The sequence below is a fragment of the Bosea sp. F3-2 genome (assembly GCF_008253865.1).
GTDB lineage: Bacteria > Pseudomonadota > Alphaproteobacteria > Rhizobiales > Beijerinckiaceae > Allobosea.
On the sequence record NZ_CP042331.1, the window covers coordinates 2,842,646 to 2,863,432 of the forward strand.

Sequence of the window (20,787 nt, forward strand, 5' to 3'; positions counted from 1 at the left end):
GAGGACCAGCCTCGCTAGACCGGGACCTTGAATTCGGCCGCGAAGGCGGCGAGGTGCGGGCGCAGGCTGGTAGCACCTTCCGGCGAAGCGAGCATCCAGTCCATGCGTTCGCGAAGCTTGCGGACGTCGAGCGCACGCAACATCGCCTTGACCGGGCCGACCGAGGCGGCCGACATCGAGAAGCCGCGATAGCCGAGCCCGATCAGCGCCATGGTCTCCAGCGGCTTGCCGCCCATCTCGCCGCAGACGGTCACCGGGCAGCTGGTTTCCGACGCCGCATCGACGATCCGGCGCAGTGCCCTGAGCGCACCGACACCGAGCGGATCGAACCGGTCCGCCACGCGCTTGTTCTCGCGGTCGGCCGCGAACAGGAACTGCATCAGGTCGTTCGTCCCGATCGAGAGGAAATCCGCCTCGCGGGCGATTTCCTGCAACTCGAACAGAAGCGAAGGCACCTCCACCATCACGCCGACGCGCAGATCATGCGGCGGAGCGACGCCCTGCTTCTCCAGCATCGCCTGCTCGCGGCGGATGATCACGCGGGCGCGACGGAACTCGTCCGTGGTCGCGACCATCGGCAGCATGATCTTGAGATCGCGCCCAGCGCCAGCACGCAACATCGCGCGTAGCTGCGCCCTGAGCAGGCGCGGCTTGTCGAGCCCGATGCGGATCGCTCGCCAGCCGAGCGCAGGGTTCTCCTCCTCGACCCGCTCCATATAGGGCAGCACCTTGTCGCCGCCGATATCGAGGGTGCGGAAAGTCACCGGCAGCGCACCGGCCGCGTCCAGAACCGCCGCATAGAGCGCCTGCTGCTCGGCGGTGGTAGGCATGTGCTGCGCCACCATGAACTGCAGCTCGGTGCGGAAGAGGCCGATACCAGACGCTGCGGTTGCCTCGATGTTCGGCATGTCGACGATCAGGCCGGCATTGATCTGCAGGGTGATCTCGACACCATCCTTGGTCGCCGCCGGCAGCTCCTTCAGCTTCTCGTACTGCTTCTGCTTGCGGGCGCGCAGCCGGGCCTTGTCCTTGTAGGCGTTCTCGACATCGGGCTGCGGACGGATCTGCACCTCGCCCGCCTGGCCATCGACGATGATGGCGTCACCCGCCTGGACGAGCGCGGTCGCATTGGCGACCTCGCCGACTGCCGGAATGCCCAGCGCGCGGGCGACGATGGCGATGTGGCTCGTCGGGCCGCCTTCCTCCAGGACGAGGCCGCGCAGATGCGCGCGCTCATAGTCGAGCAGCGCGGCGGGTCCCATGGAGCGGGCGACGAGGATTGCGTTCTCCGGCAACTTCTCGTGCGCGACGCCATTGGCTTTGCCGAGAAGGGTGCGCAGGAGCCGGTTGGCGAGATCGTCGAGATCGTGCAACCGCTCCCGCAGATAGGGATCGGTCTGGCGCAGCATCTTCGCGCGGGTGTCGGACTGGACGCGCTCGACCGCCGCCTCCGCGGTAAGGCCCGTCAGCACGACTTCGCGCATCCGGCGCAGCCAGCCCTGATCATGGGCGAACATCCGGAAAGTCTCGAGCACGTCCCGGTGCTCGCCGGTATGGGCAACGTCGCCACGCTCGATCAGCTCGTCGATCGAGGCGCGCATCTCGCCGATCGCAGCCTCGAGGCGGCTGACCTCAGCGGCCGGGTTTTCGGCGATGAGGTTGCTGATCGCGACACGGGGTTCGTGCAGCACGGCATGCCCGAGGCCGACGCCGTCAGCCAAGATCACGCCGACGCCGTGGATCGGCCGGTCGAGACCGATGGAGGCGCCGGGTGCGGCCAGCGATTTCAGCCCGCCGGCCGCGATCATCTCCGCCATCAGCATGGCGGTGGTCTGGAGGGTCTCGATCTCCTCTTCGGAATAGATGCGCGAGGCCCGGTTCTGGATGACGAGCACGCCCATCACGGCGCCGCCACGCAGGATCGGCACGCCGAGGAAGGAGCGATAGACCTCCTCGCCCGTCTCGGGCCGGTAGGAGAAGGAGGGATGCGCCTGCGCGTCCGAGAGCGCCAAGGGCTCGGCCTCACTCGCGATCAGGCCGACGAGGCCCTCCCCGGCGCGCATGGTCGTGAGGTGGACGGCTTCGCGGTTGAGGCCTTCGGTGGCGTAGAGTTCGAGCGAGCCGTCCTCGCGCAGGACGTAGACGGAACAGACTTCCGCGACGAGATTGCCGGCGATCAGGACGACGAGCCGATCAAGCCGTTCCTGCGGGCTGATCGATGCGGCCATAACCTCGCGGAGGCGGCGCAACAGAACGCCCGGTCCTCCCAGAGCGCCTCGCATCGATCTCAGCCCTCCGCCCGCCTCCTCAGCCATCGATGATACGATGCCTGTCCGACCCTGAGTCGCCCAACCCGGTCATGCTGCGTTCTAGCGACCAAAGACCTTATTCGGCAAGGGCTGTGAGCAGCCCGCGAAACATCCCCCCAAGATTTCGACCGTTTTCGTCGTGATTGGGACAAGGTCTCATGGCTGAACCACCGCCAAATGAGGCACCGCGGGGCCTCTTCGCTTCCGAGGTGATCCTTTCGAGACCTTGCGGCTCTTCGCATCCTGGGGTGGCCGTTTCGCGATGGCGGCGGCGGCCCGCGCAGGGCGCCGGGTTCCGATTCTCGGCTTCTTGTGCTCGGCTTCCGCGCTCGACACGGCGCCACCACCCGCCAACGCGTCGAGATATCGCTGCGCCCACCAATCGATGTCCGTCGCGGCAATCGTGGCGTAAAGCGCCTCGAAACGCCGAATACGTTCGGTCTTCGGCATGGCGAGCGCGGTACGGATCGCTTCCGCCACCTCATGGGTATCGTAGGGATTGACGATCAGGGCCTCGCGCATCTGCTGGGCAGCGCCGGCGAAGCGCGAGAGGACAAGGACACCCGGATCCGCAGGATTCTGCGCGGCGATATATTCCTTGGCGACGAGGTTCATCCCGTCCCGCATCGGGGTGACGAGACCGACCTCCGCGCGGCGATAGAAGCCGGCGAGTGCATTGCGGGAATATGCCTTTTTGACCACCCGGATCGGCGTCCAGTCAAACTCACCGAGCTGGGCGTTCAGCCTGCCCGCAACCTCGTCGGAAAGACGGTCGAGCTCGGCATATTCGGGCACATCGCTGCGCGAAGGCGGGGCGATCTGCAGAAGGCTCACATTGCCGCGATGCTCCGGATGGCTGCGCAGGAACTCTCCGAAAGCTTCGAGGCGCTGCACGATGCCCTTCGAATAGTCGAGCCGGTCGACACCGACGACCAGTTTGCGCTCGCCGAGGGATTCCCGCGTGGCTCGCAGCGGCGTCGGCACCTGACGCGTCGAGGCCGTGGCGAGGCGGCGGAAAGCCTCGACGTCGATGCCGATCGGGAAGGCCTGTACTTCGGTCTCGCGCGTGCCGACACGCACGCGCTGCCCGTCGCTGCGGCCGCCGCATAGCGCCTCCAGCCCGCCGATCAGGTTGCGGACATCAAGCTCCGTCTGCATGCCGACCAGATTATAGGCAGCGATGGTGCGGATCAGCGTCCCGCTGAACGGCAAGGCCCCGATCACATCGGCCGAGGGCCAGGGGATGTGGTGGAAATAGCCGATGCGGTTGGTAACACCGCGCCGGCGCAGCTCCGCCGCCAGCGGGATCAGATGGTAATCGTGGATCCAGATGACGTCGTCGGGCTGGATGAGGCTCGCCAGCGCCCGGGCGAAGCGGCGATTGACGCCGAGATAGCCCATATAGTCGCTGCGCTGGAAATCGGTCAGCCCGAGTCGGTAATGCATCAGCGGCCAGAGAGCCCGGTTCGAAAAGCCGAGATAATAGCTCTGCCGTTCGGCCTCGCTGAGGTCGGTCACGGCATAGGTCACGTTGCCGCGCTGGACCTGCCGGACGTCATGGACCGTCGCGTCACTGATGCCGCCGCTCCAGCCGAACCAGAGGCCACCATGCTGCTCGAGCGCCTCGCGCAGCGCCACCGCCAGCCCGCCCGCCGTTGCCTTTTCCTGGCGATCGGGAATGGTGACGCGATTCGAAACGACGATGAGACGCATAACGACGAATTTCTCCAGGAGGGCCGCCCGATTTTCGCCATCGGCGGCAGGAACAGAACGCCCAGGCAAGCGTAATGTTTCCGGGGTGCAGGGCTGGCCGCATGGCGAAGCGGCGGCAGTGCTGCGGTGAAATCGTGATCGCCACTATCGGTCTAACAGTAGAATGAGACAACCCCGATGACGATTTTTCCGCGCCGGTAGCCGCGCGCGGGCAATGAGAAAGGATTGTCAGCGAGGACAGCCGTTCTTCTGCCGTCTTCCCTGCCCAAATAGAAAGCGATGACGACATTGATCGAACCGGCAACTGTCCAGAGCACCCGTGATATCGCTGCGGAGGCGGAGCAGATCGCGCTATTCCTGGACTTCGACGGAACATTGGTCGAGATCGCACCCTCGCCCGAGGATGTTCAGCTCGACCGCCGCGTCGCCCCGGCGCTGGAAAGCCTGCGCAGCCAGCTTGGTGGCGCGCTGGCCCTGGTCTCGGGACGCCCGATCGCCTTCCTCGACGAGATGCTGGCACCGCACCGCTTCGATATCGCCGGGCTGCACGGCGCACAGATCCGGATGGGCGGCGAGCTCCGCTCGCAATCCGAGGCGCCCGAACACATGCGTGATGCGGTGCGGGACCTCGTGCGTTTCGCCAACAGCCATGTCGGCATCATCGTCGAGGACAAGCGGATTTCGGCGGCGCTGCACTGGCGGCTCGCGCCCGGGCTCAAGGACGAGGCGCTGGATCTGATGCGCAAGGCGGCTGCAAAGCTCGGACCGGGCGTGCGCCTGCAGGAGGGCAAGTCCGTCGCCGAGCTGGTGCCGGCCAGCGCGAGCAAGGGCGTCGCCATCGCCTGGCTGATGGCGACGCCGGGCTATGCCGGCCGCCGCCCCGTCTTCATCGGCGACGACATCACCGACGAGGACGGCTTCGAGACGGTCAACGCCATGGGTGGGCTTTCGGTCCGTATCGGCGCGGATCGGGAAAGCCTGGCGACAATCCGGCTCGCCTCGCCGACCGCCTTGCGGCATATCCTTCTCGAAGCCGCCGAGAATGGCGGCCTCACCACCTCCAGCTTTGCCCAGGATTGAGGGTCCAGCCATGACCGTAATGACCACGGCCGCGGGGCACCACTCCGCCTCGCTCGACCTCGGCGTGATCGGCAACTGCTCGATCGCCGCGCTCATCGACCGACGCGCCCGCATTGTCTGGGGCTGCTTCCCACGCTTCGACCGCGATCCGGTGTTCTGCTCGCTGATCGACAACGAGGCCGATGACGGCAATGAGGAGCTGAAGAAGGGCTTCTTCGCCATCGAGCTCGTCGGCATGACGCGCTGCGAGCAGGGCTATCTCGACAACACCGCGATCCTGTCCTCCGTCCTCTCGGACGACCAGGGGAACGCCATCGAGATCCTCGATTTCGCACCGCGTTTCGTGCGCTATGAGCGCTTCTTCCGGCCGCCGCAGCTCGTGCGCCGCGTGCGCCGGATTTCGGGCCGGCCGCGCATCCGCGTCTTGCTCAAGCCCAGCCTCGGCATCGGCGAGGAGCCCGACGAAATCACGCGCGGCTCCAACCATGTCCGCTTCGTCGGCGCCGATCAGACGATCCGGCTGACGACGAACGCTCCAATCTCCTACGTCATGGAGAGCACGCCCTTCGCGGTCGATCAGACCTATTCCTTCGTCATTGGCTCGGACGAGGCGCTGCGCGCGGAGATCGAAACGGCATCACGCGAATTCCTCGACAAGACGACCGATTACTGGCGCGACTGGGTGCGCTCGCTCTCGATCCCGTTCGAATACCAGCGGGAGGTGATCCGCGCGGCGATCACGCTCAAGCTCTGCTCCTTCGAGGAAACCGGCGCGATCGTCGCGGCGCTGACCACCTCGATCCCGGAGGCGCCGGGCACGCAGCGCAACTGGGATTATCGCTATTGCTGGCTGCGCGACGCCTATTTCGTCGTCCATGCGCTCAACCGCCTCGGCACGACGCGGACGATGGAGGACTATCTCGGCTTCATCACCAACATCGTCGACACCTTCTCGGAGAGCGGCGCCGAGCACCTGCCGCCGCTCTATCCGATCACGCGTGGCGGCACGCTGATCGAGTTCGAGGCCACGAGCCTCTCAGGCTATCGCGGGCACCAGCCGGTGCGCTTCGGCAATGGCGCGGCGGTGCAGATCCAGAATGACGGCTATGGCGCGGTCGTGCTGGCGGCGACGCATTCCTTCTTCGACCGCCGCCTGATCCAGCCCGGCAAGGACACGCTGTTCAGCCAGCTCGAACGCATGGGCGAACTGGCGATCTCCGTGTTCGACAAGCCCGATGCCGGCCCCTGGGAGCTGCGCGAGAAGGAAGCGGTGCACTCCTTCTCCAGTGTGATGTGCTGGGCCGCCTGCGACCGGCTCGCCCGCATCGCCGGCACGCTCGGGCGCGCCGATCGCAAGGAATACTGGAAGGGCGAGGCGAAGCGGCTCAAGACCATCATCGCCGAGCGCATCTGGAACGGCGAGAAGGGCCATTTCGTCTCGACCTTCAACGGCCAGGATCTCGACGCGACACTGTTGCTCCTCGCCGAGATCGGCTTCGTCAAACCCGACGACGTCCGCTTCATTGCCACCGTCGAGGCGATCGGCCGCGACCTGAAGCGCGGCGATCTCTTGCTGCGCTACGCGACGCAGGACGATTTCGGCTACATGCACACCGGCTTCCTGATCTGCGCCTTCTGGTATGTCGATGCGCTGAACACGATCGGCCGCTGCGAGGAGGCCAAGGAGCTGTTCGAGCGCATCCTGAAGCGGCGTAACAGCTTCGGCCTGCTTTCGGAGGATGCCGACCTCGAAACCGGTGAGCTCTGGGGCAATTTCCCGCAGACCTATTCGATGGTCGGGCTGATCAACTGCGCGATGCGCCTCAGCCGCGACTGGGAAGAGGCGTTCTGAGGCATCCTCAGCGGGGCGACCCGAAACGGAAGGCGATCGGGATCACCCCATAGACCATCGCCAGCACCATCGGCGGCACGGCCAGGGCGGTGACACCGAGCGTCGGCCAGCCCTGTGTCACCGGGGCGAGCAAAGCCAGCAGGAGATTGATGGCGCCATAGGCACCGGCAGTCGCAACCGCGAGGAAGCGCAGGCGTGCCGCGAAGCGCGAGAGGGACGAAGGCGTGTCCATGAGATGGCCTCATTCATAACGAAACGTACCGTTTCGATTCGTTGATCTAAACGGCCCGTTTCGTTATGTCAAGAAGCAGGGCCGCCGAAGTCACAAGGACGGGAATGCAATGGAACCGCGCGTGAAGCGCCGGGCATCGATCGGCGCGCGACGCAGCCCCGAGACCGAGGCCGCCGTGAAGGCGGCGGCACGAGCCCTGCTGGCGGAGAAGGGTTATGCCGGCTTCTCGATCGAGGAGGTCGCCCGCCGCGCCGGTGCCGGCAAGCCCACGATCTACCGCTGGTGGCCGAACAAGGCCGACCTCTTCATCGCGATCTATGGCGGGGAGAAGGATGCAGCGATCTCCGTGCCTGACGAAGGCTCGCTGCGCGCCGACCTGCTCCGCTACACGAAAGACCTCTGGCGCTTCTGGCGCGAGGATGCCGCCGGCCGGGTCTTCCGCGGGCTGATCGCCGAGGCGCAGAGCAGCGAGAGCGCGCTCGCCGCGCTGCGCTTCAAGTTCATGCCGGAACGCCTCGCCTCACCGCGCGGGATGTTCGTGCGCGCCGCCGAGCGCGGTGAGTTCGCTCCGGACGAGATCGACGACCGGCTCGAACTCTGGGTCGGCTTCAACTGGCTGCATGTGCTGACCGACCGGCTGGACGAGGACGAAGCTTCGCTCAGCCGCAAGATCGATCTGCTCTGCCGCTGAACCTCGCTCAGCCGACCCTCGCGGCGGCACGCATCACGGCAAGCGCGAGCACCTGCGCCGCCGGCACGAGGCTTTCGACCTCGAGGAACTCGTCCGGCGTATGCGCCATGCCGCCGATCGGACCGACGCTGCACAGCGTCGGAGTGCCCTGCGCGGCGGTGAAGCCGGAATCGGCGCAGCCACCGGTGAATTCTGCGGTGACGCCGATCCCGAAGGCGGAAGCCGCCTCGCGATAGGTGTCGTACAGTGCCGCCGATTCCGGCGAGCGCTCGAGCGGCAGGAACTCTCCCTTGATCGAGAGCGCAGCGCTGGTGCCCTGCACCTCCGGCGCCTCGACGATCGCCTTGATCTTGCCGACCATCTCGTCGCGCTGGGCGGCAGTGACGTAGCGCAGATCGATCTCGCACCAGGCATGCGGGGCGATGGTGTTGACCGTCTGGCCGCCGCCGATCAGCCCGACATTGACGGTGACGCCTTTCTCCAGATCGGTGAGGCCCTGCAGCTTCGGGATCTTGTGGCCGAGATCGACGATGGCCGAGGCGCCCTTCTCGTAATTGGCGCCGGAATGGGCCGGCTTGCCGGTGAACTCGGCACGCATGAAGACGCCGCCCTTGCGGCCGCTGGTGACGGACTGCTTATGGTCCTTCGCGAAATCGGTCCCGGCCGGCAGGCGGCTGGGCTCGGCATTGAAGACGCAGCGCGACTCGCGCGCCGCCTCCTCGATGACGGGTCGCGAGGACGGCGAGCCGATCTCCTCGTCGCTGGTCGTGAGCATCAGCAGCGGCGAGGCCAAGCCGCCGCATTCGGAGAAAGCCGCGGCGACGAAGGCCGAGATCACGATGCCGCCCTTCATATCGGCAACGCCCGGCCCGTAGGCGCGCGCGCCCTTGATCGTGAAAGGCCGGCGCGTCGGTTCGCCCTGCGGGAAGACGGTGTCGCGATGGCCGAGCAGCAGCACGGGGCGCTGGTCATTGGCCGCCGGGTTGGGCAGGCGCGCCTTGACCGCATCGCCGAAGCGGGTGTCCGGCACGATCTCGACATCGAGCCCGTTCGCCTTGTGGAAGCGCGCGACGACCTCGCCCGCGCGGTCGACGCCGGCCTTGTCGTAGGAGCCCGAGTCGGTGTCGACCAGCTCGCGCAGCAGCGCGACCATGCCTTCCTTGCGGCTCGCCAGCCACTCGGTGACCTTCTGTTCCTCGGGGGTCAAAGCGCTCATCGGCTCACTCGCAGTCGTTCCAGACGGGACAATGCGGAGAGCTTATAGGCTGTAGCCCCGTGGGCAATGGCAGATGGCGGCGGCGATGCCATTCATGCCGCGCATGCCGTCGAAGGCGTCAGACGAGGCCGGCGTACCAGGCCGCGACATAGACGAGCGTGCCAATGGCCATTGGCAGCAGCGGGTTCAGCTTCGAACGATAGGTCACCAGGGCGGTCGCCGCGGTGACCGCGAAGCCGAGGAGACCGGCATCGGCTGCCAGCGTCGCGACCGCGCCGCTCGCCAGCATCAGGCCGAGCGCGATCGGCACCAGCGCCAGCGTGACGATCCGGACAATGCGGTTGTCGCTGAAGCGCTGCAGCCCGCGGCTGCAGGCGAGCGCCAGCAGCGAGGACGGCAGCAGCATTGCCGCTGTAGCGACCAAGAGACCGCTCGTGCCGGCCACATGCCAGCCAACGATGCTGGCAAGCATCACGTTGGGTCCCGGCGCGGTCTGCGCGATGGCGAAGAGGCGGGCGAAGGTCGGTGCGTCCATCCAGCCGAGGATGTCGACGATCTGGCGGTGGACCTCCGGCACCACGGCATTGGCGCCGCCGATGGCCATCAGCGAGATCGTGCCGAAAGTGACGACCAGCTGGCCGAAGATGCCGCGCTCCATCAGACCCGCCGCGCTCCGAGAGAGGCCGCGACCAGCCCGAGCGGGACAAGCACCAGCAGGGTCGGCAGCATCGGCAGCCGCAGCAGACCGACCGCGGCGAAGGAGGCGGCCGCCATCACCCAGGCCCAGCGGGCGAGGCCGGCCTTGGTGAGGAGCCGCGCGGCCGTGCCGAGGATGAGCCCGGCGGCGCTGGCGGCGGCGCCCGTCAGCGCGACCTGCGCCAGCGGATGGTCGGAAACAGCGCCGTAGATGTTTGCGATTGCGATCAGCGAAAGCAGCGGCATCGCCATCAGAGCGAAGACGCAGGTCAAAGCGCCGATCGCGCCACGAAAGCGGTCGCCCAGCATGACCGCGGCGTTGACGGTGTTCGCGCCCGGCAGCGCCTGGCAGATCCCCATCAGCTCGGCATAGCCACGATCGTCGAGCCAGTTGCGCTCGGCCACGATGATGTGCCGCGCCACCGGGCCGACGCCGCCGAAGCCCATCAGCCCGATCTTGAGGAAGCCGGTGAACAGGTTCGGCAGGCTCGGCCGGGGCGTGTCCCTCGCGGTTTCGAGAGCCGTCATCCGGGATGGCTAGCGCCGTGCTTCCATCGCCATGCGCAGGGCGAAGCCGGCAAGCACAGTGCCCATCAGCCAGCGTTGCACCAGTGACCAGAACGGGCGCGTCTTCAGGAACAGCGCGATGCTGCCCGCCGCCGTCGCGATCAGCGCGTTGACGCTGCCGCTGATCGCGATCTGGATGAAGCCGAGCACGACCGACTGGGCCAGCACGTTGCCGGCGGCCGGGTCGATGAACTGCGGCAGCAGCGCGAGATAGAACATCGCGATCTTGGGGTTGAGCAGGCTGGTCAGGAAGCCCATGGCGAAGAGCTTGCGCGGCCCGTCATGCGGCAGATCGCGAACATGGAAGGGCGAGCGCGCGCCTGGCCGCACCGCCTGCCAGGCGAGCCAGAGAAGATAGGCCGCGCCACCAAGCCTCAGGGCGTCATAGGCATAGGGCACGGCGAAGAGCAGCGCCGTGATGCCGAAGGCGGCACAGAACATGTAGACGAAGAAGCCGAGGATCACGCCGCCGAGCGAGATCAGCCCCGCTCCCCTACCCTGCGCGATCGATCGCGAGATCAGGTAGATCATGTTGGGGCCAGGCGTCAGCACCATGCCGAGCGCGATCAGGGCGAAGGTGAGGAGGGTTGTCGTCTCGGGCATGGGCAAGCGCTCCAGCGGAACTCCGCGCTTGGAGCATGGATCGCGATAGCCGGCAATCGCGCCGCCGCGGGGCCGCCATGCAAGCTTTCGATGCATCGAGAAAAGCGCCGCAGGCCGCCGTGACGGAACCCGCTGCTGTGCGGGCGGTTGTCGCCAACAAGCGGATCGAGGGGGAAACATGACGCTGTTCAGCCGGCTGCTCTACACGGTCATCGCCTTCGCGCTGCTCGGCGCCTCGATCATCCTGATCGGCGTCGCGGTCTGGCGCACCTCGCACGGCTTCTGGACCGGCGACGGCGCGCTCGACACCATGCTCGACGCGATCGGCCTCGTGATCATCGCGGTGGCGGTCGCCGATGTCGGCAAGTTCCTGTTCGAGGAGGAGGTGGTGGCCGACCGCGAGATGCGCAGGCCGGCCGAGGCGCGGGGCTCGCTGACCAAGTTCATGTCGATCATGATCGTGGCGCTCTCGCTGGAATCGCTGGTGCTGATCGCCAAGACCTCGCGCGAGACGATGCGAGACCTCGTCTATCCCGGCCTGCTGGTGCTGCTGGCCGTGCTCGCGCTGGTCGGCCTCGGCCTCTTCCAGAAGCTCAGCCAGAACGCGACGGCCGCCGTGCCGCCTGATCACGAGCGGGACGGCCAGGAAAGCCGCGATCGCGAGCGGAGGCGCGCGAGCGTCCCCTCTCCCCTTGCGGGAGAGGGTTAGGGGTCGCTCAACGATTCTCGCCCGCGAGATTGCGCAAACGATCGGGACCTGAGCCCCCTCATCCGGCGCTTCGCGCCGCCTTCTTCCGCTCCGATGCCGGCTGTTGCCGACATCGGCATTGTAGATGCCCGTCTCGGGCAAGCCCGAGATGGGTGGGAGAAGGTCACCACTCACCGCGGCTCGTCGACGAGCATGAGGTCGGTATCATCCGGCCGCGCCCCCGCCGCGGTCAGCATGGTGTGGATCTGGCCGCGATGATGCGTCTGATGATTGAAGAAATGGGCAACCAGCAAAGCCTTGGGTCTGGTGAGCTCGCGGCGGGAGATGCCCGAGACCCAGGTCAGATCGCCGGCGAGCCATTCCGGCGAGAGTCCGGCCGCCCAATCGCCGATCAACGCGTCGGTGGCCCGCCGTTCGGCGACGAGTTCGTCCCACCCCTCTATCATCCGGGCGGATTCGCTGCCCGGAACGCCGGGTTTCGGCGTACCGGCGAATCGCGAGAGCCACATCCGATCGCCCCAGAGCAGATGGCAGAACGTGCTATGAATCGAGCCGAAGAAGGCGCCGCGATCCTGCCTTCGCGCCGCGTCGGTCAAGGTCGCGGCCGCGCCGTAGAGACTGTCGTTCTGCCAGGCATTGTAGCGCGCCATGGTTGTGACGAAAGTCTTGTCGATCATGACTGTTCCCTCCGATAGTCGCTCTGCGAGCACCATCACCCTCTCGCAACCGCCCCTCAGGACGAGGGCAGCGAGGCTCGACCGGGAATTCGTATCAGATGACGTTGGCCTCCTTGAGCGGCCTGCCCTCAACGATGCGCGCGTGGCCGAGATCGGCAAGGTCGAGCGAGCGATAGCTGCCATGCGCGATATGCTCGGCGAGCCCGCGCCCGACCGCCGGCGACTGCTGCAGGCCGTGGCCGGAGAAGCCGTTGGCGAGATAGAGATTGGGCGCGCCGACCGCAGGCCCGACAATGGCGTTATGGTCGAGGCCGCACATGTCGTAGGGGCCGGCCCAGGCGCGGCCGGGCTTGATCTGCTCGAAGGCCGGGATGCGATGGGCGAGCGCCGGCCAGACTGCATCCTCGAAGAAGCCCCAGTCGACATCCTCTGCCGCCGGATCGGTTTCGATCCATTCGACATCCTGTTCCGGCGTCAGCGGCGAGCAGCTGCCGATGAAGAGCTGGCCTTCTGCCGTGCGCTTGCCCTCCTGCCGGCACCAGGCGCCGGTGGTGTCGATCAGGAGCGGGCAGCCATCGACATCGCCCTTGCAGGTGAAGGTGAAGACGTAGCGCTTCATCGACTTCACCGGTATGGAAATGCCCGCCGTGGCGGCGAGCTTCGCGCCGTGGGTGCCGCTGGCGTTGACCACGGCGCCGCAGGCGATGCGGCTGCCGTCAGCAAGCTCGACGGCGGTGACGCGGCCGCCCTCGGTGACATAGCCAGCGACTTCGCCCTGCCGGTACTCGACGCCGAGGCTGCGCGCCTTCTTGCGGAAAGCCTGGAGCAGCGCCCAGCCATCGAACCAGCCTTCGCCGCTGACACCGAAGGTGCCGCAGGCGAGATCCTCGACATTGAGCCAAGGGAAGCGCTGCTTCAGCGTGGCGGGATCGTAGAGGGCGATATCGGCGCCCTCGGCCGCCTGTAGTTTCTGGTTGGTCGTGAGGACCGGGGCGCCGGCCTCGCTCGCGACATAGAGATAGCCGCCCTCATGCAGGTCGATCGCCGGCACTTCGCCGTCGACCGCGAGATGGCGGCCGATATTGCGCAGGAAATCGATGCCAAAGAGCGAGATGCGGATGTTCACCGCGCTCGAGAATTGCTGCCGGATCGAGGCGGCCGAGAGCGCCGAGGCCGAGAAGCGATAGGTCGGGTCCTTCTCGATCACCACGACGCGGCCGGAGAAGCCGGGATCGGCTGCAAGATGATAGGCAACAGAGGAACCGATCGCGGCTCCACCGCAGATCACGACATCGGCGCTTTCGGAGACGGGCGGCATGGCAGGCCTCGCGCGGCCGGCTTCAGGCGGGAAGCCGGGTTGGTGAATTTCGCGCATGAATGACTGAGCGCGGCGCGCTTGTCGAGAGGCGCCTCAGCTCGTCGGCGCGCATTCCCCGAGCAGCCAGTCGCGGAAGGCGACGACCGTCGGCAGATTGGCCTTCTCCTCGGGATAGACGAGGTAATAGCCGTCCTTGCCCGTCACCGGCCGGTCGATCGGGATGACCAGCGAGCCGGAGCGCAGCTCCTCCTCGACCAGGAAGCGCGGCACGATGGCGAGCCCGAGCCCCGCCACGGCCGCCTGTGCGATCATGGCGAACTGCTCGAAGCGCGGGCCCATCAGCGCCCGCTCCGGGGCAAGCCCCTGCTGTTCCAGCCAGTTCGCCCAGGCACGGGGTCGGGTCGATTGCTGGAGCAGTGGCACACGCAGCATGTCGGCCGGCTCGGCGATGCCGGCGCGCATCAGCAGGGAGGGCGCGGCGACCGGCACAACCTCCTCGCCCATCAACCGGTGCAGCCGGGCGCCCGGCCAGCTTGCGCCACCGAAATGGACGGCGGCATCGACCTGCTCGCGGGCGAAATCGAAGGGCACCAGCCGCGTGGTGAAGTTGATGGTAATGCCGGGATGCGCCTCGATGAAGCGGGGCAGGCGCGGGATCAGCCAGCGCGTGCCGAAGGTCGGCAGGGTGGCGAGATTGAGCACGCCGGCCGCGCCGCGGAAGGCCATGGCCGAGACCGTGGCAGCAGCAAGCCGCGAGAGCCCGTCGCGGATCTCGGCGGCATAGGCGGCGCCGGCCGCCGTCAGGCTCACCCGCTTCTTGACGCGCTCGAACAGGCTGACGCCGAGCACCTTCTCCAGATGCGCGACCTGCCGGCTGACCGCGCCTTGCGTGAGATTGAGTTCCTCCGCCGCGCGGGTGAAGCTGCCATGCCGGGCCGCCGCCTCAAAGGCTGCGAGCGCCGAGAGCGAAGGCACCGAGAGGCGGCCGGGAACGAGCGCGTCATCCATGATAAATTCTCACCAAGTGGTGAGAACATATCGGTTGCCGCCGCCCTATGAAAGAGGGCATTCTCCCGGCCCAAAGCGCGGCGGCTCCGGTTTCCGCGCCATTTGTTCATGCGCCTTGGGGTCATGCACCCTTTGGCACCCGCCCGCGACCGCTGGAAGACAAAGATGGCCACAGCTCTGCCGAAAGACACGCTCGCCCTGCTCAAGCGCCTCGGGGTTTCCGAAGCGTCTTATGCCGATGCCGGCCTTTCGGCGCGTTCGCCGATCACCGGCGAGACCGTCGCGACCCTGCGCGAGACTTCCCCTGCCGAAGCCGAGGCCGCAATCGGCCGGGCGCAGTCCGCCTACCTCGCCTGGCGCAAGGTGCCGGCGCCGCGGCGCGGCGAGTTCGTGCGCCTGCTCGGCGAGGAGCTGCGCGCCGCCAAGACCGATCTCGGCCTGCTGGTGACGCTCGAAGCCGGCAAAGTCACCTCCGAGGGCCTCGGCGAGGTCCAGGAGATGATCGACATCTGCGATTTCGCAGTCGGCCTGTCGCGTCAGCTTTACGGCCTCACCGTCGCGACCGAACGCCCGAACCACCGCATGATGGAGACCTGGCACCCGATCGGCGTCTGCGGTGTGATCTCGGCCTTCAACTTCCCCGTCGCGGTCTGGTCGTGGAACGCGGCGCTCGCCTTCGTCTGCGGCGACAGCGTCGTCTGGAAGCCCTCCGAGAAGACCCCGCTCACCGCGCTCGCCGTCCAGGCCATCGTCGATAAGACGATGAAGCGCTTCGGCCCCGAGGCTCCGGTCGGCCTCTCCGAGGTGCTGATCGGCGGTCGCGAGCTCGGCGACATCCTCGTCCAGGATCACCGCGTGCCGGTCGTCTCGGCGACGGGCTCGACCCGCATGGGCAAGGAAGTCGGCCAGAAGCTTGCGGCGCGCTTCGCCCGCGCCATCCTTGAGCTCGGCGGCAACAATGCCGCGATCGTCGCGCCGTCGGCGGATCTCGACATTGCGCTGCGCGGCATCGCTTTCGCGGCGATGGGCACGGCCGGCCAGCGCTGCACCACGCTGCGCCGCCTGATCGTGCACGAGAGCGTCTACGACCAGCTCGTGCCGAAGCTCGCCAAGGTCTACGGCTCGGTGAAGATCGGCGATCCGCGCGAGGCCGGCGTGCTGGTTGGCCCGCTCGTCGACGAGGCCGCCTATCACGGCATGCAGAAGGCGCTCTCCGAGGCCAAGGCCGAGGGCGGCAAGGTCCATGGCGGCGAGAAGGTCGATGTCGGCGCGGGCGGCTTCTACGTCCGTCCGGCGCTGGTCGAGATGCCCCGGCAATGCGGCCCGGTCGAGCGCGAGACCTTCGCCCCGATCCTCTATGTGATGAAGTACAAGTCCATCGACGAGGCGATCGCGATCCAGAACGCGGTCGGCGCCGGTCTCTCCTCCTCGATCTTCACGCTGAACATGCGCGAGGCCGAGCTCTTCGTCTCCGACGAGGGTTCGGATTGCGGCATCGCCAACGTCAATATCGGCCCCTCGGGCGCCGAGATCGGCGGCGCCTTCGGTGGCGAGAAGGAGACGGGCGGCGGCCGCGAGGCCGGCTCGGACGCCTGGAAGGCCTATATGCGCCGCGCCACCAACACGCTGAACTACGGCACGACGCTGCCGCTGGCGCAGGGCGTCAGCTTCGACGTGGATGCGTGATCGATAGACGCTAACAACATCCGCGCCGTCATCCCGGCCGGAGCGAAGCGCAGAGCCGGGATCCATGCCTGAACCGCTCCGGCATGGATCCCGGGTCTCCCTCCGGTCGCCCGGGATGACATCGCAATGAGTTCAAGGGAGACGAAGAACATGGCCGGCAGCCACAAGCTCGCGAAGTTCACCTGGGACGACGCCTATCTGCTTGATGAGCAACTCACCGAGGACGAGCGGCTGATCCGCGACACGGCCCGCGCTTATGCGCAGGAGAAGCTCGCTCCGCGCATCCATGACGCCTATCTCGACGAGAAGACCGACCGCTCGATCTTCAACGAGATGGGTGAGCTCGGCCTGCTCGGCGTCACCATCCCCGAGGAATACGGCTGCGCCGGGGCCAACTACGTCTCCTACGGCCTCGTCGCCCGCGAGGTCGAGCGCATCGACTCCGGCTACCGCTCGATGATGTCAGTGCAATCCTCGCTGGTGATGTATCCGATCTATGCCTATGGCAGCGAGGAACAGCGCAAGAAGTACCTGCCGAAGCTCGCCAGCGGCGAGTGGGTCGGCTGCTTCGGCCTGACCGAGCCGGATGCCGGCTCCGATCCCGGCGGCATGAAGACCCGCGCCGAGAAGGTCGCCGACGGCTACAAGCTGACCGGCTCGAAGATGTGGATCTCGAACTCGCCGATCGCCGACGTCTTCGTCGTCTGGGCGAAGTCGGCCGCGCATGACAACCAGATCCGCGGCTTCGTGCTCGAGAAGGGCATGAAGGGCCTCTCCGCGCCGAAGATCGGCGGCAAGCTCTCCCTGCGCGCCTCGATCACGGGCGAGGTCGTCATGGACGGCGTGATCGTGCCGGAAGAGAACCTGCTGCCGAACGTCTCGGGCCTGTCGGGTCCGTTCGGCTGCCTCAACCGCGCCCGCTACGGCATCTCCTGGGGCGCAATGGGCGCCGCCGAGGACTGCTTCCACCGCGCCCGCCAATACGGGCTCGACCGCAAGCAGTTCAACAAGCCGCTGGCACAGACGCAGCTCTACCAGAAGAAGCTGGCGGACATGCTGACCGAGATCACGCTTGGCCTGCAGGGTAGCTTGCGCGTCGGCCGCCTGCTCGACGAGGGCAAGATGGCCCCGGAGATGATCTCGCTGGTCAAGCGCAACAACTGTGGCAAGGCGCTCGACATCGCCCGTCAGGCCCGCGACATGCATGGCGGCAACGGCATCCAGATCGAGTACCATGTGATGCGCCATGCGGCGAACCTCGAGACGGTAAACACCTATGAGGGCACGCATGACGTCCACGCGCTGATCCTCGGCCGCGCGATCACCGGCCTGCAGGCGTTCTTCTGAAACCCGCCCGTCATCCCGGCCGCAGCGAAGCGGAGCGCCGGGATCCATCGTAAAGCTCGGAGCCTTACGATGGATCCCGGGACAAGCCCGGGATGACGGCGTTCAGGCTGTCTCCATGTCCCTCCCCATGCCTCCCGCCCCTCCCCTCGCCGGCCTGCGCGTCCTCGAACTGGCGCGCATCCTCGCAGGTCCCTGGATCGGCCAGCTCCTGGCCGATCTCGGCGCCGATGTCGTCAAGGTCGAGGCGCCCGAGGGCGACGACACCCGCAAATGGGGCCCGCCCTTCGTCGAGGGCACGGGCGAGGAGCATCTCTCCGCCGCCTATTTCCACGCCGCCAATCGCGGCAAGCGCTCGATCACCGCCGATTTCCGCACGGCCGAGGGGCAGGCGCTGGTCAAGCGACTCGCCGCCCATGCCGATGTGGTGATCGAGAACTTCAAGGTCGGCGGCCTGCAGAAATACGGGCTCGACGCCGCCTCGCTGCGCCAGGAATTCCCGCGCCTCGTCTATTGCTCCGTCACCGGCTTCGGGCAGGACGGGCCCTATGCGCCGCGCGCCGGCTACGACTTCCTCGTCCAAGGCATGGGCGGGGCGATGTCGATCACCGGCGAGCCCGCGGGCGCGCCGATGAAGGCCGGCTATGCGGTCGCGGACATCTATACCGGGCTCTATGCCACGGTCGGCATCCTCTCGGCGCTGCGCCAGCGTGATGCGACCGGCGAAGGTGCTACGCTCGATCTCGCCTTGCTCGATTCCCAGGTCGCGGTGCTCGGCAACCAGGCGATGAACTATCTGGTCTCGGGCAATCCGCCGCCGCGGCTCGGCAACGCGCATCCGAACATCGTGCCCTATGACGTGTTCCCGGTCGCGGATGGCCACATCATCATCGCAACTGGCAATGACGGGCAGTGGCGCAAGCTCTGCGAGGTGCTCGGCGAGCCGGCGCTGGCCGAGCTGCCGGACTATGTCGACAACAAGTCGCGGGTGAAGAACCGCGTCGCGCTGACGGCGCGGCTGCACGAGCTCTGCCGGCGCCAGACCAAGGCCGAGCTGCTGGCCGGGCTGGAGAAGGTCGGCGTGCCAGCCGGGCCGATCAACGACATCGGCGAGGTCTTCGCCGACCCGCAAGTGATCGCGCGCGGCGTCAAGGTCGAGCTGCCGAGCGCAGCCGCCAAGGCGGGCCACATTCCGACGGTCGCCTCGCCGATCGTCATGAACGGCGTACGGCAGGTGGCCGGGCGACCGAGCCCGCGGCTCGGCGAGCATGCAGACGACATTTTGAACGATCCGGCCTGGGGAGGGCCGCAGCATGGCTAATCGTACCGGCGGGCAGATCCTCGTCGACCAGCTTCTGATCCATGGCGCGACCGACGCCTTCTGCGTCCCGGGCGAGAGCTATCTCGCGGTGCTCGACGCACTGCACGACGCCTCGATGAAGGTCACGATCTGCCGGGCCGAGGGCGGCGCCTGCATGATGGCAGAGGCCGCGGGCAAGCTCACCGGCCAGCCCGGCATCTGTTTCGTGACGCGCGGCCCCGGCGCCACCAATGCCTCGCCCGGCATCCATATCGCCGATCAGGACTCGACCCCGCTCATCCTCTTCGTCGGCCAGATCGAGCGCGGCATGCGCGAGCGCGAGGCCTTCCAGGAGCTCGACTACCGCGCCGTCTTCGGCACCATGACGAAATGGGCGACCGAGATCGACGATGCCGCGCGCATCCCGGAGATCATCAGCCGCGCCTTCCATGTCGCGACCTCGGGCCGCCCCGGCCCAGTCGTGATCGCGCTGCCCGAGGACGTGCTGACCGACATGGCTGACGTCGCCGACGCCGAGCCCTATCAGGTCACCGAGCAGCATCCTTCACCGGTGCAGATGGACGATCTCGCCAGGCGCTTCGCCGCGGCCAAGTCGCCGATCGCGATCCTCGGCGGCTCGCGCTGGAGCCCCGAGACGATCGCGCAGTTCCAGGCCTTTGCCGAGCGTTTCGACCTGCCGGTGGCGGTGTCGTTCCGCCGGCAGATGCTGTTCCCGGCCGACCATCCGAACTTCGCCGGCGATCTCGGCATCGGCCCGAACCCGAAGCTTCTCGCCCGCATCAAGGAGAGCGACCTCGTCCTGCTCATCGGCGGGCGCCTCTCGGAGATGCCGAGCCAATCCTACACCCTGTTCGGCATCCCGAATCCGGGCCGGCCGCTCGTCCATGTCCATCCCGATCCGGAAGAGCTCGGCCGGGTCTATCGCCCGACGCACGCGATCAACGCCTCGCCGGCCGGCTTCTGCGCCGCGCTGGCTGCGATCGAGCCGCCCAAGGCTCCGGCCTGGACCGGGGCGAGCGCGACCGCCCATGAATCCTACATCGCTTGGAGCGAGCAGCCGGCGCCCGTGCCCGGCGCGTTCCACCCCGGCGAGATGGTGCGCTGGCTGCGCAGCCAGTTGCCGGACGACGCCATTATGTGCAATGGCGCGGGCAACTACGCGACCTGGGTGCACCGCTTTCACCGCTTCAACAAGTTCGCGACGCAACTCGCCCCGACCTGCGGCTCGATGGGCTACGGCGTGCCGGCGGCGATCGGCGCCAAGCGCATCTTCCCCGAGCGCACTGTCGTCGCCTTCGCCGGCGATGGCTGCTTCCTGATGAATGGGCAGGATTTCGCGACGGCGGTGCAATACGATCTGCCGGTCATCGTCGTCGTGGTCGACAACGGCATGTACGGCACGATCCGGATGCATCAGGAGCGCGAATATCCCGGCCGCGTCTCGGCGACGACGCTGAAGAACCCGGATTTCGCGGCTTACGCCAAGGCCTTCGGCGGCCATGGCGAGCGCGTCGAGACGACGGCGGAGTTCGCGCCGGCCTTCGAGCGTGCGGTGAAGAGCGGCAAGCCCGCGATCATCCACTGCCTGCTCGACCCCGAGGCGATCACGCCAGCCAAGTCGCTCTCGACGATCCGAGCCGAGGCCTTCGCCGTCAAGGGCAAGCACTGATCGCGCCGAAGCAAAAAACTCGCCGTCGCGCCTGAACCGGAGCCGAACCTTTCGCGACCAAACGTCGTTGAGGAGACGACGATGCGGAGGGCTCGG

The 20,787-nt window shown here is 67.2% G+C and carries 18 protein-coding genes; 8 read left to right on the plus strand and 10 right to left on the minus strand.

Translation table 11 applies throughout. The features are described from left to right. Positions 1 to 14: 14 nt before the first annotated feature. Both ptsP and otsA read right to left on the minus strand, forming a co-directional pair. Positions 15 to 2,282 (minus strand): phosphoenolpyruvate--protein phosphotransferase, encoded by a 2,268-nt coding sequence (gene ptsP / locus FQV39_RS13070; RefSeq protein WP_149130685.1) that lies wholly within the window; start codon positions 2,280 to 2,282, stop codon positions 15 to 17. A 183-nt stretch (positions 2,283 to 2,465) separates the two neighbouring features. Beyond that, positions 2,466 to 4,022, minus strand: coding sequence for an alpha,alpha-trehalose-phosphate synthase (UDP-forming) (gene otsA, locus FQV39_RS13075; RefSeq protein ID WP_149130686.1), 1,557 nt, complete (start codon positions 4,020 to 4,022; stop codon positions 2,466 to 2,468). A 279-nt stretch (positions 4,023 to 4,301) separates the two neighbouring features. Here otsA and otsB point away from each other — a divergent pair, with 279 nt between their 5' ends. Continuing rightward, positions 4,302 to 5,102, plus strand: a complete 801-nt coding sequence (otsB, locus tag FQV39_RS13080) for a trehalose-phosphatase (protein ID WP_149130687.1) — start codon at positions 4,302 to 4,304, stop codon at positions 5,100 to 5,102. Positions 5,103 to 5,112: 10 nt separating this feature from the next. Next, positions 5,113 to 6,954 (plus strand): glycoside hydrolase family 15 protein, encoded by a 1,842-nt coding sequence (locus tag FQV39_RS13085; RefSeq protein ID WP_248313353.1) that lies wholly within the window; start codon positions 5,113 to 5,115, stop codon positions 6,952 to 6,954. 7 nt (positions 6,955 to 6,961) lie between these two features. Here the strand turns inward: FQV39_RS13085 and FQV39_RS13090 are convergent, their stop codons facing one another. After that, complete coding sequence (locus FQV39_RS13090) at positions 6,962 to 7,186, minus strand: hypothetical protein (RefSeq protein ID WP_149130688.1); 225 nt, start codon at positions 7,184 to 7,186, stop codon at positions 6,962 to 6,964. Positions 7,187 to 7,307: 121 nt separating this feature from the next. Here FQV39_RS13090 and FQV39_RS13095 point away from each other — a divergent pair, with 121 nt between their 5' ends. Next, entirely contained in the window at positions 7,308 to 7,877 is a 570-nt protein-coding gene (locus FQV39_RS13095) for a TetR/AcrR family transcriptional regulator (RefSeq protein WP_248313354.1), read from the plus strand. Positions 7,878 to 7,884: 7 nt separating this feature from the next. Here FQV39_RS13095 and FQV39_RS13100 read toward each other — a convergent pair whose 3' ends face one another. From FQV39_RS13100 to FQV39_RS13115, 4 genes are all read right to left on the minus strand, one after another. Further along, positions 7,885 to 9,093, minus strand: a complete 1,209-nt coding sequence (locus FQV39_RS13100; protein WP_149130690.1) for a M20 family metallopeptidase — start codon at positions 9,091 to 9,093, stop codon at positions 7,885 to 7,887. Positions 9,094 to 9,211: 118 nt separating this feature from the next. Then, positions 9,212 to 9,751, minus strand: coding sequence for a chromate transporter (locus FQV39_RS13105; RefSeq protein WP_149130691.1), 540 nt, complete (start codon positions 9,749 to 9,751; stop codon positions 9,212 to 9,214). Next, positions 9,751 to 10,317: a chromate transporter gene (locus FQV39_RS13110; RefSeq protein ID WP_149130692.1), complete on the minus strand. Its 567-nt coding sequence runs from the start codon at positions 10,315 to 10,317 to the stop codon at positions 9,751 to 9,753. Before FQV39_RS13110 ends, FQV39_RS13105 begins: the two co-directional genes overlap by 1 nt. Positions 10,318 to 10,326: 9 nt before the next feature. Beyond that, positions 10,327 to 10,959: a LysE family translocator gene (locus tag FQV39_RS13115; protein ID WP_149130693.1), complete on the minus strand. Its 633-nt coding sequence runs from the start codon at positions 10,957 to 10,959 to the stop codon at positions 10,327 to 10,329. A 178-nt stretch (positions 10,960 to 11,137) separates the two neighbouring features. Between FQV39_RS13115 and FQV39_RS13120 the strand changes: the two genes are divergently transcribed. Further along, a complete protein-coding gene (locus FQV39_RS13120; protein WP_149130694.1) occupies positions 11,138 to 11,668 on the plus strand; it encodes a GNAT family acetyltransferase in 531 nt (176 codons plus the stop codon). 170 nt (positions 11,669 to 11,838) lie between these two features. Here FQV39_RS13120 and FQV39_RS13125 read toward each other — a convergent pair whose 3' ends face one another. The 3 genes from FQV39_RS13125 to FQV39_RS13135 form a co-directional block, all read right to left on the minus strand. Next, positions 11,839 to 12,345: a DinB family protein gene (locus FQV39_RS13125; protein ID WP_149130695.1), complete on the minus strand. Its 507-nt coding sequence runs from the start codon at positions 12,343 to 12,345 to the stop codon at positions 11,839 to 11,841. A gap of 94 nt (positions 12,346 to 12,439) precedes the next feature. After that, positions 12,440 to 13,663: an NAD(P)/FAD-dependent oxidoreductase gene (locus FQV39_RS13130; protein WP_149130696.1), complete on the minus strand. Its 1,224-nt coding sequence runs from the start codon at positions 13,661 to 13,663 to the stop codon at positions 12,440 to 12,442. A 93-nt stretch (positions 13,664 to 13,756) separates the two neighbouring features. Next, positions 13,757 to 14,671 (minus strand): LysR family transcriptional regulator, encoded by a 915-nt coding sequence (locus FQV39_RS13135; protein WP_149130697.1) that lies wholly within the window; start codon positions 14,669 to 14,671, stop codon positions 13,757 to 13,759. A 165-nt stretch (positions 14,672 to 14,836) separates the two neighbouring features. Between FQV39_RS13135 and amaB the strand changes: the two genes are divergently transcribed. From amaB to FQV39_RS13155, 4 genes are all read left to right on the plus strand, one after another. Then, positions 14,837 to 16,357, plus strand: a complete 1,521-nt coding sequence (amaB, locus tag FQV39_RS13140) for an L-piperidine-6-carboxylate dehydrogenase (protein WP_149130698.1) — start codon at positions 14,837 to 14,839, stop codon at positions 16,355 to 16,357. Positions 16,358 to 16,507: 150 nt separating this feature from the next. Continuing rightward, on the plus strand, positions 16,508 to 17,704 hold the full coding sequence (locus tag FQV39_RS13145) for an acyl-CoA dehydrogenase (RefSeq protein WP_472840637.1): 1,197 nt from the start codon (positions 16,508 to 16,510) through the stop codon (positions 17,702 to 17,704). Positions 17,705 to 17,819: 115 nt separating this feature from the next. Further along, on the plus strand, positions 17,820 to 19,022 hold the full coding sequence (locus FQV39_RS13150; RefSeq protein ID WP_248313355.1) for a CaiB/BaiF CoA transferase family protein: 1,203 nt from the start codon (positions 17,820 to 17,822) through the stop codon (positions 19,020 to 19,022). Beyond that, entirely contained in the window at positions 19,015 to 20,691 is a 1,677-nt protein-coding gene (locus FQV39_RS13155; RefSeq protein ID WP_149130700.1) for a thiamine pyrophosphate-binding protein, read from the plus strand. The genes FQV39_RS13150 and FQV39_RS13155 overlap by 8 nt, the downstream gene beginning before the upstream one ends. Positions 20,692 to 20,787 lie beyond the last annotated feature (96 nt).

What these genes read in the sequence shown, in the direction of transcription:
- ptsP (WP_149130685.1), bottom strand. Translation starts at nt 2,282, where the DNA reads ATGCGAGGCGCTCTGGGAGGACCGGGCGTTCTGTTGCGCCGCCTCCGC.
- otsA (WP_149130686.1), bottom strand. Translation starts at nt 4,022, where the DNA reads ATGCGTCTCATCGTCGTTTCGAATCGCGTCACCATTCCCGATCGCCAG.
- otsB (WP_149130687.1), top strand. Translation starts at nt 4,302, where the DNA reads ATGACGACATTGATCGAACCGGCAACTGTCCAGAGCACCCGTGATATC.
- FQV39_RS13085 (WP_248313353.1), top strand. Translation starts at nt 5,113, where the DNA reads ATGACCGTAATGACCACGGCCGCGGGGCACCACTCCGCCTCGCTCGAC.
- FQV39_RS13090 (WP_149130688.1), bottom strand. Translation starts at nt 7,186, where the DNA reads ATGGACACGCCTTCGTCCCTCTCGCGCTTCGCGGCACGCCTGCGCTTC.
- FQV39_RS13100 (WP_149130690.1), bottom strand. Translation starts at nt 9,093, where the DNA reads ATGAGCGCTTTGACCCCCGAGGAACAGAAGGTCACCGAGTGGCTGGCG.
- FQV39_RS13105 (WP_149130691.1), bottom strand. Translation starts at nt 9,751, where the DNA reads ATGGAGCGCGGCATCTTCGGCCAGCTGGTCGTCACTTTCGGCACGATC.
- FQV39_RS13110 (WP_149130692.1), bottom strand. Translation starts at nt 10,317, where the DNA reads ATGACGGCTCTCGAAACCGCGAGGGACACGCCCCGGCCGAGCCTGCCG.
- FQV39_RS13115 (WP_149130693.1), bottom strand. Translation starts at nt 10,959, where the DNA reads ATGCCCGAGACGACAACCCTCCTCACCTTCGCCCTGATCGCGCTCGGC.
- FQV39_RS13120 (WP_149130694.1), top strand. Translation starts at nt 11,138, where the DNA reads ATGACGCTGTTCAGCCGGCTGCTCTACACGGTCATCGCCTTCGCGCTG.
- FQV39_RS13125 (WP_149130695.1), bottom strand. Translation starts at nt 12,345, where the DNA reads ATGATCGACAAGACTTTCGTCACAACCATGGCGCGCTACAATGCCTGG.
- FQV39_RS13130 (WP_149130696.1), bottom strand. Translation starts at nt 13,663, where the DNA reads ATGCCGCCCGTCTCCGAAAGCGCCGATGTCGTGATCTGCGGTGGAGCC.
- FQV39_RS13135 (WP_149130697.1), bottom strand. Translation starts at nt 14,671, where the DNA reads ATGGATGACGCGCTCGTTCCCGGCCGCCTCTCGGTGCCTTCGCTCTCG.
- amaB (WP_149130698.1), top strand. Translation starts at nt 14,837, where the DNA reads ATGGCCACAGCTCTGCCGAAAGACACGCTCGCCCTGCTCAAGCGCCTC.
- FQV39_RS13145 (WP_472840637.1), top strand. Translation starts at nt 16,508, where the DNA reads ATGGCCGGCAGCCACAAGCTCGCGAAGTTCACCTGGGACGACGCCTAT.
- FQV39_RS13150 (WP_248313355.1), top strand. Translation starts at nt 17,820, where the DNA reads ATGTCCCTCCCCATGCCTCCCGCCCCTCCCCTCGCCGGCCTGCGCGTC.
- FQV39_RS13155 (WP_149130700.1), top strand. Translation starts at nt 19,015, where the DNA reads ATGGCTAATCGTACCGGCGGGCAGATCCTCGTCGACCAGCTTCTGATC.